Raw genomic sequence first — 11,668 nt, 5'->3', positions numbered from 1 at the left:
GGTATATTTACCAAAAATCAAGGAGGAAATTTATATGATCCACTCATTAACCGATACAATTGCTTTAAATGAACAAGCCAGCATTCCCGGCTTTGGCCTAGGGGTTTTCCAAATACCTGATGAAGAAGTGGCGACTGTGGTAAAAAACGGCATTTTGAAAGGTTATCGTTTGATTGATACCGCACAAATATATGATAATGAAAGAGGAACAGGACAAGGGATCAAAGAAGGATTAGCCGCAACTGGACTTACACGGGAAGACCTCTTTGTCACTTCTAAAGTTTGGAACACCTATTTGACCTATGAGGAAACGATCGCAGCTTTTGAAAAGTCCCTCGCACGTTTGCAATTGGACTATTTAGATCTTTATTTGCTCCACTGGCCTGGCAAAAATGCGTATCAAGAATCTTGGCGGGCATTGGAAGATCTTCAACAAGCTGGAAAAATCAAAGCCATCGGTGTCAGCAATTTTCAGATCCATCATTTGAAGGACTTGCTGGCTACAGCAAAAGTCAAACCTGTTTTGAATCAAGTGGAACTACATCCAAAATTGGCTCAAAAAGAGCTGCGTGATTATTGTCAGCAACAAGGAATCAAGATCCAGGCCTGGTCGCCATTGATGCAAGGTCAGATTCTCCAACATCCGACCCTCGTAAAAATAGCTCAAAGTCATCAAGTATCCCCTGCACAAATCGCCTTACGCTGGCATATCCAGCAAGAGATTTTACTGGTAGTTAAGACAGTTAATCCCGACAGAATGGAACAAAATCAGCAACTCTTTGATTTTTCCCTCTCAAAAGAAGAGATGCAAGAGCTAAATCGTTTGAATGAAGATCACCGGGTAGGACCTGACCCAGATCAATTTAACTTTTAAAGAAATGGAGTGAAGAAAATGGAATTAGGTTTAACCAAGAAAATTGCATTAGTCACTGGCTCTACGAAAGGGATCGGGAAAGCAATTGCTTTCGAGCTGGCAAAAGAAGGCGCTGATGTCATCGTTAATGGCCGCCAAGAAGACAGTGTCAAAGCTGTTGTAGCTGAGTTAAAAGAAAAATTTCCTGAGACGAATCCTCAACTGGCTCCATATGATTTAGCCGACGAGACCGCTCGTCAACAACTTTTTGACCAATTTCCTCATGTAGATATTTTGGTCAATAATATGGGCATCTTTGAACCCATGGATTACATGGATATTACCGATGACGTTTGGGAACACTTTTTTCAAGTGAATGTTTTAGCGGGAAATGCCTTAGCAAAATTTTACTTGCCACATATGTTGCAGCAAAATTTTGGTCGCATGATTTTTATCGCCAGCGAAGAAGCCATCATGCCCTCTGGAGAAATGCCTCAGTACAGCATGACAAAAACCATGAACCTCTCACTGGCTAAAAGCTTATCGAAGCTGACGATTGGAACCCAAGTCACTGTCAACACCATCATGCCCGGTTCCACATTAACCGAAGGTGTCGAAACCATGCTGAAAACGATGTACCAGGAAAGTGATTTACCGGAATCTATGTGGGAAGAAGATTTCATGAAAAAACATCGTCCCCTATCACAGATCCAGCGTTTGATCCGTCCGGAAGAGATTGGCCGCTTTGTGGCCTTCGTTGCTAGTCCTTATGCCTCCTCGTTTTCTGGAGCTGCCCTAAGGCTTGATGGCGGATTAGTTCCCACGATTTATTGAAATTTTCTTTAGGGGCTGTGCCATAAGTCTCCGACAAGTAACACTATCCGAATATTAACTAGTATTACTCCTACGGTGCATTGGCTCCTCGTCGCAAAAATCAGAGGAATCTATAGCAGTAGACTATTATTCGGTTTAACTTGTTGGATGATGACTTATGTCCCAGTCCTTTTTTGTACAAAAAAACAGAGCAGATATCTCTGCTCTGTCAAAAAAGACTTTTTTGGGGATTACCGACAAGCTCTTGCTGTGATCAATCTGTTTCGATCAAGCCATACTTGCCGTCTTTACGACGATAAACGATACTTGTACCATTGGTTTCAGCATCTTCAAAAATGAAGAAGTTATGGCCTAACATATTCATTTGCAAAACAGCCTCTTCGCTATCCATTGGTTTTAGAGAAAGACGTTTTGTACGTACAATGTCTAGTTCAGCTCCATTGGTTTCTTCTTCATTTGTTTCCATTGTGAATAAGTCGCCTTTATCTGGAGCAACTAAAGCTGTTTCCCGAGATTTACGATTGATTTTTGTTTTGAATTTACGGATTTGGCGTTCCAATTTGTCAACAACCAAATCAATACTTGCATATAGATCAGGAGAAGTTTCTTCCGCGCGTAAGACTAAGAATGGTAGCGGAATGGTTACTTCAACTTTTGCTGTTTTTTCGGTATATACTTTCAAATTAACATGCGCTGTTGCTTCAGGCACATCATTAAAATAACGTTCTAGTTTACCTACTTTTTTTTCAACGTAATCGCGGATCGCTTCAGTTACCTCGATATTTTCGCCACGTACATTATATCTAAACATAAAAATTACCCCTTTCGTCTACACCACTAAGAAGGAAAAGGACCACTCTCTTCTTCTTCTTAACTCTATTATAACGAAGTATCGCTCATTTGAAAAGCAAATCGATGAGATTTTTTTAAGCGTTTACATTTCTGTTATCTCGCGAGGGAAAAAGAAGCAATCCTGCTTGGCTGATAGGCAAAAAGAGCTGCTGCGGCATGGTGAAGGGTTTGTCCTGTTGTATACACATCGTCAACCAACAGGATGCGCTTGCCCTTGATTTCTTCCTGCCCGTTGAAAACAAAAGGCTGCGGAACCGCTAAACGCTCCTCTCTAGTCAATCCTGCTTGTGGGGGCAAATGACGGTTCTTCTTGAGCCACGGTCGATAGTTGATTCCCGCTGCTTGCAATAGTCCTTCAACTTGATTAAATCCTCGTTGCTGATACCGTTTTTGAGAAAGAGGAATTGGGATCACCACATCATAAGTCATCTCTTGGAAAGCCTGCTTGATTTCTGAAGCAAAGGTTTCTCGCAAACGATAATCGCCGATTCGTTTATACTGATGCAGCCATTCTTGCATTCCTTGATTATAGACCATCAACGCCCGATGGATCAGCTGAAAATCAGGGTAACGTTGCTGCCAATAGAGGCAATCTCTGCATTCTTGACTTGGTTGGCAGCATGTCTTGCAGCAGCTTGCTGAGTCAACCGGCAGAAATTTATCTGAACAGGTGGCACACTTCTCGGACGAAGGGATACGTAATGGCCATAATATCTCCAACAAGGACAACTCTCGGGCGAATGTCTGCTGACACCAACTACATCTCATCTGTCAACCACTCCTTTGCCAGTCGATTCATCTCTTTGATCTCTGAGACTGCCTTGCGAATCGCCAATGTTGCTTGGTCATAGAAAAAAAGCACCTCTCCCTGATTGAACGCTCCTTTACGATCTACTCGACCGGCAATCTGAACCAAGGCTGATTTTGAAAAGACCCCATGATCCGCCCCCATCACCACTACAGAAACATTCTCAAATGTCACTCCCCGTTCCAAGATGGTGGTTGTGAAGAGAATCTGGTAAGCAGCGTTCCGGGCTGCAGCAACTTTTTCTATTCGAGCAGGATCCTTTGCAGAAACACTTGCAATGTTGCGGTCTTTTAAGAAAGAGCCCACCGCTTTTTCCAGTCGTTCCATAAAAGCAATACTTGGGCAAAATACTAGCACAAAGTTTTTCTGTGCGAGTCGTTGCAAATGACCGATTAAGCGCTGCAGCTTTCGTTTTTTTCGATAGGCATTGCGCCAATCCTCATACCAAATCAGTTGAGGAACGATCAACGGGCGTTGATGAAACCGCAAAGGCATTTTTTCAACAGCAAAATGTTTGGTTTCTTTCAACAGTGCTTCTGATGGCGTCGCACTTAAATAGACCAGACAGCCAGTGACTTTCAATGCATTCATTAACCCAAATTTCAGTTGCGGATCTCCTTCATAAGGAAAAGCATCCACCTCGTCAACGATCAGCAAATCAAAGGCTTGATAAAAATGCAGGAGCTGATGGATGGTCGCAACTAGTAGGTCTGTATAGCGATAGTCTTCCTCAGAATCCCCATAAAGCAATAAACAGTCTTCTGTTGGAAATGCCTTTTGGATTCGAGGGAACAATTCACGGCAGACGTCGATTCGTGGTGAAACAACGGCTACACGATGTCCTTGCCGACGGGCTGCTTGGATCACTTCAAAAATCATTTCGGTTTTCCCTGATCCGGTCACAGACCAAACCAGCGTTGCGCGCTTTTGTTGGTAATTGCTTACCAAAGCTTGCGAAATTCTTTTCTGATAGATAGTTAGTTCCCCTGGCCAATGGATTACAGGAAAGCTGGCATTACTCTGAACTGGAACATTCAGAAATACTTTGGAGGTATCTGCCCGACCATAATGAATACATGCAGGACAATAATGAATGCCTGTAGGTAACTGTACCACCTCTTGCGCAAAGGAACTGCCGCAACGCTGACAAAATAGCTGCCTCCCTTTGAGCAAGACCGCTGGACGAATCTGAGCATTTTCCCCAAAAGTACTGCATTCTGCTTCGTTTATTAATAGTTGGCGTCCGCCTTCCTCCACCTCATTATTCCTCCCTGGTTTTGATCTTCTGTCACGCACAAAGCGGGTTGCCTCTTTGCTGCTGGTCTTAGTTATGCTTCATAAATAAAGTACGCCAAACATACAAAAAAGAACCTTACCGGCCATCATCTTCTGCAAGAACAGAAACGATCAAAACCAGTAAGGTTCCCCTCAATTTTTACTTTGTACTCGTTGCCTATGAATTGGCTTATTCACCAATCAATGTCAATGCTTGATCCAATACTTTTTCACCGTTCATCATGCCGTAGTCAGCCATGTTGATGACTTCCAAAGGAATGCCTTTTGGTGCTAAACGTTTTTCAAAATCGCCTTTCATGAAACGAACTTGAGGGCCTAATAATAAAACGTTCACATCTTTGCTTTCTAAGTGTTGGTCTGCTTCTGAAGCGGAAACAGCAAAAATATCTGTGTCAAGACCTTTTGCATCAGCAGCTTTCTGCATTTTTGTTACTAACAAGCTGGTGCTCATTCCTGCGGAACAAACTAACATAATTGTTTTTTTAGCCATATCGAACACTCCCTAAAATTTTAAATAATATAACATTACCTATTCCTAGTATAGAACAAGTTTCAAATTTGTCAACGCTTACTGTCTATTAACCAATTGGACTTGACCAATTGATTGAAGACAACATATTCCTTCTTTAAATTTACATGAACTACTTCATATCGGGCATTTAGCCAAGCATAGGCACCGTTTTCCGGATGACGATAATCATTGGCCCACCAATCAATGCTTTTTCGGGCACTCTTTGGCAGTCCCGTTGCTGGAAATAACAATTCATCAAATTGTATGAAGGTCAATGTGACTTGAGAACCGCCATTGGATTTTAAGTAATGAGTGATGATATCGTATTTTTTGCGTTTACTCAATGGCAACGCCTCCTTTTTTCTCCATTCACTTATTCTTTTCTTTCATTGAAACTTTTCTCCACATTGCCTATACTGAAAACAAAAGGAGGAGACTATGAAGAATCATTATCGCACCATTCGAGAGGATGGCCAAAGTGAACAAGAAATCAAGAAATCCCGATTCATTTGTTCTCTTAAACGTGTCACTTCCGAAGAGGAAGCCAAAGCATTCATCCTCGCCCTCAAAAAAGAGCATTGGAAAGCCAATCATCATTGCAGTGCCTTTGTTATTGGTGAAAACAACGAGATCCAACGAAGCAGCGACGATGGGGAGCCTAGCGGCACAGCCGGCGTACCGATGTTAGATGTCCTGAAAAAAAACGAGTTGATCAATGTCGTCGCCGTGGTGACCCGTTACTTTGGTGGCACAAAACTAGGGGCAGGCGGCTTGATTCGTGCGTATACAAGCGCCGTTGCCACTGCCTTAAAGGAAATCGGTATCGTTGAAGGAACCCTTCACCAAACGCTTTATCTAACCATTGACTACCCACAACTAGGAAAGCTCCAGAATCATTTAGAGCACCAAGACATTTACGTGGAATCCATTGATTATACGGATAAAATCCGGGTAACATTGATGGTTCCTGAAACGGACTTATTGTCCGTCGAGGCTAGCTTGACAGACTTACTCCAAGGACAGCTACAGATCGACCACGGTGCTGTCAGCTATGTTGAACGACCGATCCACTAAACATGGATCGGCTCAATTCAATCGGCATTGATCCAATACACTAATTCAACTTATTGATTCCCCGCATTGATTCAACCCACTGTTCCCATAAGAACCACTCTTTCTCCTTTAAAAAAGTAGTACCTTTCCTCTTCAAAGCATTCCAGCAAGGAAGCTACCGAATTAACTTGGATCAGCTTGGATCAAAATAAAAGAACTCAAGCACTAGCGATTTTCCTCGTTACTATTTATCCACACGCTCATTTTTCTAAATAAAATTCAAAACGGTTCCCCACATATTGTGTACGAACATATTCAAAGGGTTCTCCAGTTTCAAAACAGGTGATTTGCCGCATCCTTAAAATGGCATCCCCACGTTTGATCTGCAAATAATCCGCAATTTGTTCCGAAGCGATCATCGCCGAGATCGTTTGCGATGCTGGGCCGATTTTATGTCCACCCTTGGCCTCCAGCACATGATACAGCGATGAAATAATTTCTTCTTTGCTGAAGTCATGGATCAATTTTTCTGGAATACTGGCTACTTCAAAGCAAATAGGAACATCATCGGCATAACGGATTCGTTCCATCCGCAAAATTCTTTCGTGTCCTTCTAATTTCAGCTTTTCCATTTCACTTGAACTTGGTGCTGTGAAGAAATAAGCCACCGCTTTACTGAAAGGTACGCGCCCAAGTGAGTGCATGATTTCGGTAAAACTCGTGGTTCCACTCATCTTTTCTTGTACTTTTTGTCGAGCCACATAAGTCCCAGACCCAATTTTTCTTTCTAAAATCCCTTCGTCTGCTAAAGTCTGAATGGCTTGGCGTAATGTCATACGGCTCACACCGAATTGTTTCGCCAACTCACGCTCAGAAGGCAAACGATCACCGATTTTATACGTTTCATTCTCGATGTTTGCTTTGATTTGATCATGTATTTGTATGTATACGGGTAAGTTCTCTGCCATAGTCTATTCCTCCATTCATTTTCTATTATAACTGGTATATACCTAAATAACCAACAAAAAAAGCAAAAAAGACTGCCAATTTCAAGGAAAAAATCCTTTTTCTTGTTCGGTTCTTCATTACGAAGACAAAACGAGAAAAAAAGTTCCAGTAAATTGGTACAGTCTTAGATGCAGCTGAAAAGTCAACTGGCTTAATTTGTTTTTTGAAGTGCTTTATTCGCAGTAGCTAGCATCAAGCGAATCCGATTCAACTGATTAACGATCGAAACTCCTGGATCATAATCAATGGCGGCGATATTGGCTTTAGGGTATTGGTGACGCAGTTCTTTGATCACGCCTTTACCGACTACATGATTTGGCAGACAGCCAAATGGTTGCATACAAACAATATTATTGACATCAGATTTCAAGAGGTCGATCATTTCGCCAGTTAGAAACCACCCTTCCCCCGTATGATTGCCGATGGATAAGATTTTGCTTGCATCGTCAGCTAATTGATAGATCGAATGCAACCCTTCAAAGCGCTGAGAATCCCGTAATGCACGATCCATTGGTTTTTGCAGGCGTTCGATCAAGCCAATGGCAAATTCGGCAATCCATTTACTCTTTTTCGCCATTCCTAGATTTTGATAACGCCAAATCTGATTGTAAAGAGAATAATTCATGAAACCAACGATATCTGGAACGACGGCTTCCGCCCCTTCTGCTTCCAAAAGTCTCACGATATCGTTATTCGCTGTAGGAGAGTATTTCACTAAAATCTCGCCTACTACACCGACTCTTGGTTTCACGATGTCCTGCAGATCAATCGTATCAAAATCGGCAATAATTTTTTTCATGTTGTGGTTGAACAATGTGAAGGAACCGTTACGCACATTTTTTTCGACTTTTTTGAGCCATGTTTCATGAAGCTGATCAACGGAACCTGGGACTGTTTCGTAGGGCCGTGTGCGGTAGACCACGCGTTCAAACAAATCGCCATACAAGAATGCGACAGCTACCCGTTTCAGCATTGGCAATGTAAATTTGAATCCAGGATTTGACTCCACACCTTGATTTCCCATGGAAACCGAAACCACCGGAACTTGTGGAAAGCCAGCATCATTCAAGGCTTTACGAAGTAGTGGAATGTAGTTGGTTGCCCGACAGCCTCCGCCGGTTTGTGTCATCATCACACTCGTGTTTTGGAGGTCATATTCGCCGCTTTGCAGCGCTTCGATCAACTGACCGATGGAAATGATCGCCGGATAGCAGGCATCGTTATTGACGAAGCGAAGGCCAATATTGACAGCTTCCCGATCATCTGCCGGTAAGCAGACCACATTGTAACCGGATGCTTGCAATGCGACATCCACTAAGCCACTTTGATGGATGGGACTTAACATTGGCAACAACAAGGTATGTTGCTTACGCATTTCCTTCGTAAAGGTGATTTTGGCTGGTTCTTCAAAACGTTGCGTCGGCACAAAATGATTTTTCTCCCGTTCATTGACCGCTGCTTTAAGCGAACGCAAACGAATCCGAATGGCTCCTAAATTTGCCCCTTCATCAATTTTCAATACCGTATAGAGTTTGCCATATTGCTCCATGATTTCTTCTACTTGATCAGTTGTGACCGCATCGATCCCACAGCCAAATGAATTTAATTGGACCAACTCCAACTGCTTGCTTTTGGCTACGACCCGCGCGGCAGCATATAAACGAGAATGGTAGACCCACTGATTGACCACACGCAAATTTCCCACATTTCCCAAATGGGCAATACTGTCTTCTGTCAATACATGGAATCCTTCTTGGGTGATCACTTCAGCAATGCCGTGATTGATCTCTGGGTCTAAATGATACGGTCTGCCAGAAAGAACGATGCCTCGCTGATTGGTTTCGGTCAGCATCCGCAGGGTTTCTTCCCCTTGCTGACAAATGTCCTGCTTAAATTGATCCAACTCTTCAAAGCCGTGACGTAATGCTTGGGCAATCTCATTCTCTGTGATCCCTATATCTTGAAACTCTTCCGTCAACACTTTGACCATCGAAGCTTCATCTGCCAAATTTAGAAAAGGGTTCCGATAATCCACACGGCCAGCACGGATATCATCCATATTGTTACGGATAACATCTGGGTAGCTCTGTACGATGGGACAGTTGAAATGGTTCTCAGCCGTTTCTGTTTCTGGACGCTCAAAAATAATTCCTGGATAAAAAATCAGCGGAATTCCTTTATCGATCAGTGCTTGAACATGGCCATGAGCGATTTTTGCCGGATAACAAGCAGTATCACTTGGAATCGTCTCAATCCCTTGCTCGTATAATTCCTTATTTGACCGTGGAGATAATTCCACACGAAAACCAAGTTCTGTGAAAAAGGTGTGCCACAATGGATAGTTTTCATACAGATTCAAGACCCGTGGAATGCCGACAATGCCTCGTGTCGCTTCTTTTTTACGAAGTGAGCGATATTTAAACAGCCGGCGATATTTGTAATCAACAAGATTGGTCTTGCGATCTTCTTTTTTGATTTTGATGCGGGCGCCTCGTTCGCAACGATTCCCGGTAATAAATTTACGTCCATCCGAGAACAATGTAACGGTCAGCATACAGTTGTTTTCACACAATCCGCAATGAGTGAACTCTTTTTCTGCTGTGAACTGAACCAGCTCTTCACTGGAAAGCAAGGTGGTGACTTCCCCAATCTCGTAGTTTTCCAATGCAATCAATGCTGCGCCATAAGCACCCATCAAGCCAGCGATCGATGGTCGAACGACTTCTCTGCCGCTGATTTTTTCAAAGGCTCGCAACACTGCTTCATTATAAAAAGTACCTCCTTGACAGACGATTTTCTTCCCTAAATCTTCTGGGCGTCGAATCTTAATCACTTTATATAAAGCATTTTTGATCACTGAATAAGAAAGACCCGCAGAAATATCACCGACAGAAGCTCCTTCTTTTTGGACTTGCTTCACTTTGGAATTCATAAATACTGTACAGCGGGAACCAAGGTCAACTGGATTTTTGGCAGTCGTCGCAGCTAGCGCAAATTCTTTGACGCCATATTTCATCGAACTCGCAAAGGTTTCAATAAATGATCCACAACCTGAAGAACAAGCTTCATTCAGCTGGATTGAAGAAAGTGCACCATCTTTGATGGTCATGGCTTTCATATCTTGGCCACCAATATCTAAAATAAAATCGACTCCTGGCTGGAAATGCTCGGCAGCTTTGTAATGGGCCATTGTCTCCACTTCACCAATATCAACCTTTAACGCATTTTTGATCAAGTGCTCGCCATAACCGGTGATTGCCGCTTTTCCAATAAAGACTGTTTCAGGCATCTCTTGATACATTTCCTGCAACACTCGCATGGTGGTTTCCAGCGGCTGTCCTTCATTATTGCCATAAAAAGAGTACAAAATCCGACCGACTTCATCGATCAAGATTACTTTAGTTGTCGTCGATCCTGCATCGATACCGAGAAATGCTGCCCCGCTATGGGAAGCAAGAGGTTTTTCTTCTACTGAAGATTGACTATGCCGTTGTCTGAAGGCAGCAAAGTCTTCTTCCGTGGCAAAGAGGGGCTCCAAAGTATGGGTCGGTTGCAATTTGGCTGAATCATCTTCTGACAATCGCGCCAACAATGTGCTTAGTTTTGAAGTATCCTCCCCATACAAAGCGGCTCCCATGGCGACAAACAGCTGCGGGTTTTCTGGAAAAATAATATCTGCTTCTGCGATCTGTAACGTTTCTACAAAACGGCGGCGCAGTTCTGACATGAAAAAGAGGGGACCTCCTAAAAATGCCACTTTTCCTTTGATTTTACGACCAGCTGCTAATCCGGCAATTGTCTGATTGACTACCGCCTGAAAAATACTAGCAGCAATATCTGCTTTATCCGCACCTTCATTGATCAAAGGCTGGACATCTGTCTTGGCGAATACCCCACAACGAGAAGCGATAGGATAAATCGTCTGATAGTTTTTGGCTAGTTCATTGACACCATTGGCATCTGTTTTTAGTAAGACGGCCATCTGATCAATAAATGCACCGGTCCCACCAGCACAACTACCATTCATCCGCTGTTCCAACGCCCCTTCAAAAAAGGTGATTTTAGCATCTTCTCCCCCTAATTCGATGGCAACATCGGTTTCAGGAATCAGCGTCTCCACTGTTTTCGTACACGCAATTACTTCTTGGACAAAAGGAATGCCTAGAACTTCTGCTAAGCCCATTCCTCCAGAACCAGTGATGGCTAATGCCACTGGTTGTTCCCCAATCACATCTTGGGCTTCCTGTAACACTTTTTTCGTGGCAGTTTTGATATCTGAATAATGACGTTCATATTTAGCAAATAATGTTTGATTCAATTCATTAAGGATCACCATTTTGACAGTTGTAGATCCAACATCAATTCCGGCATTTAATTTTTTCATAGAGTGCCTCCATTTTTACCTAACACTTTGTTGATTATCTTACAAACTGTTTGATATACTACTTATGTC

The 11,668-nt window shown here is 42.8% G+C and carries 10 protein-coding genes; 3 read left to right on the top strand and 7 right to left on the bottom strand.

The annotated features are described in order from the left end of the window. Positions 1-34: 34 nt before the first annotated feature. Both Q0A12_RS14840 and Q0A12_RS14835 read left to right on the top strand, forming a co-directional pair. Entirely contained in the window at positions 35-874 is an 840-nt protein-coding gene (locus Q0A12_RS14840; RefSeq protein ID WP_291293401.1) for an aldo/keto reductase, read from the top strand. Between the two features lie 18 nt (positions 875-892). Then, positions 893-1,687 (top strand): SDR family oxidoreductase, encoded by a 795-nt coding sequence (locus Q0A12_RS14835; RefSeq protein ID WP_291293400.1) that lies wholly within the window; start codon positions 893-895, stop codon positions 1,685-1,687. Between the two features lie 253 nt (positions 1,688-1,940). Here Q0A12_RS14835 and raiA read toward each other — a convergent pair whose 3' ends face one another. The 5 genes from raiA to Q0A12_RS14810 all read right to left on the bottom strand — a co-directional run bounded on the left by raiA (position 1,941) and on the right by Q0A12_RS14810 (position 5,498). Next, positions 1,941-2,498: a ribosome-associated translation inhibitor RaiA gene (raiA, locus tag Q0A12_RS14830; RefSeq protein ID WP_291293399.1), complete on the bottom strand. Its 558-nt coding sequence runs from the start codon at positions 2,496-2,498 to the stop codon at positions 1,941-1,943. A gap of 134 nt (positions 2,499-2,632) precedes the next feature. Further along, a complete protein-coding gene (locus tag Q0A12_RS14825) occupies positions 2,633-3,307 on the bottom strand; it encodes a ComF family protein (protein WP_291293398.1) in 675 nt (224 codons plus the stop codon). After that, a complete protein-coding gene (locus tag Q0A12_RS14820) occupies positions 3,297-4,604 on the bottom strand; it encodes a DEAD/DEAH box helicase family protein (RefSeq protein ID WP_291293397.1) in 1,308 nt (435 codons plus the stop codon). Before Q0A12_RS14820 ends, Q0A12_RS14825 begins: the two co-directional genes overlap by 11 nt. A 208-nt stretch (positions 4,605-4,812) precedes the next feature. Next, complete coding sequence (locus Q0A12_RS14815; protein ID WP_003127611.1) at positions 4,813-5,133, bottom strand: PTS sugar transporter subunit IIB; 321 nt, start codon at positions 5,131-5,133, stop codon at positions 4,813-4,815. Positions 5,134-5,204: 71 nt separating this feature from the next. Beyond that, positions 5,205-5,498 (bottom strand): hypothetical protein, encoded by a 294-nt coding sequence (locus Q0A12_RS14810; protein ID WP_291293396.1) that lies wholly within the window; start codon positions 5,496-5,498, stop codon positions 5,205-5,207. 94 nt (positions 5,499-5,592) lie between these two features. On the opposite strand from Q0A12_RS14810, the gene Q0A12_RS14805 reads away from it, so the two are divergent. After that, positions 5,593-6,228 (top strand): YigZ family protein, encoded by a 636-nt coding sequence (locus Q0A12_RS14805; RefSeq protein ID WP_291293395.1) that lies wholly within the window; start codon positions 5,593-5,595, stop codon positions 6,226-6,228. Positions 6,229-6,467: 239 nt separating this feature from the next. Here Q0A12_RS14805 and Q0A12_RS14800 read toward each other — a convergent pair whose 3' ends face one another. Next, positions 6,468-7,175 carry a GntR family transcriptional regulator gene (locus Q0A12_RS14800; protein ID WP_291293394.1) on the bottom strand — a complete coding sequence of 236 codons (708 nt, stop codon included), beginning with the start codon at positions 7,173-7,175 and terminating at the stop codon, positions 6,468-6,470. 191 nt (positions 7,176-7,366) lie between these two features. Beyond that, complete coding sequence (locus Q0A12_RS14795) at positions 7,367-11,599, bottom strand: 2-hydroxyacyl-CoA dehydratase (protein ID WP_291293393.1); 4,233 nt, start codon at positions 11,597-11,599, stop codon at positions 7,367-7,369. Positions 11,600-11,668 lie beyond the last annotated feature (69 nt).

Origin of the sequence: Enterococcus sp. (assembly GCF_022711995.1) — a bacterium.
Taxonomy (GTDB): Bacteria; Bacillota; Bacilli; order Lactobacillales; family Enterococcaceae; genus Enterococcus_D.
The sequence above is the reverse complement of the archived record's forward strand: the minus strand, read 5'-3'. Positions and strand labels throughout refer to the sequence as shown.

Coding starts and splice junctions, on each gene's coding strand:
- Q0A12_RS14840 (WP_291293401.1), top strand. CDS start 35: ATGATCCACTCATTAACCGATACAATTGCTTTAAATGAACAAGCCAGC.
- Q0A12_RS14835 (WP_291293400.1), top strand. CDS start 893: ATGGAATTAGGTTTAACCAAGAAAATTGCATTAGTCACTGGCTCTACG.
- raiA (WP_291293399.1), bottom strand. CDS start 2,498: ATGTTTAGATATAATGTACGTGGCGAAAATATCGAGGTAACTGAAGCG.
- Q0A12_RS14825 (WP_291293398.1), bottom strand. CDS start 3,307: ATGAGATGTAGTTGGTGTCAGCAGACATTCGCCCGAGAGTTGTCCTTG.
- Q0A12_RS14815 (WP_003127611.1), bottom strand. CDS start 5,133: ATGGCTAAAAAAACAATTATGTTAGTTTGTTCCGCAGGAATGAGCACC.
- Q0A12_RS14805 (WP_291293395.1), top strand. CDS start 5,593: ATGAAGAATCATTATCGCACCATTCGAGAGGATGGCCAAAGTGAACAA.
- Q0A12_RS14800 (WP_291293394.1), bottom strand. CDS start 7,175: ATGGCAGAGAACTTACCCGTATACATACAAATACATGATCAAATCAAA.
- Q0A12_RS14795 (WP_291293393.1), bottom strand. CDS start 11,599: ATGAAAAAATTAAATGCCGGAATTGATGTTGGATCTACAACTGTCAAA.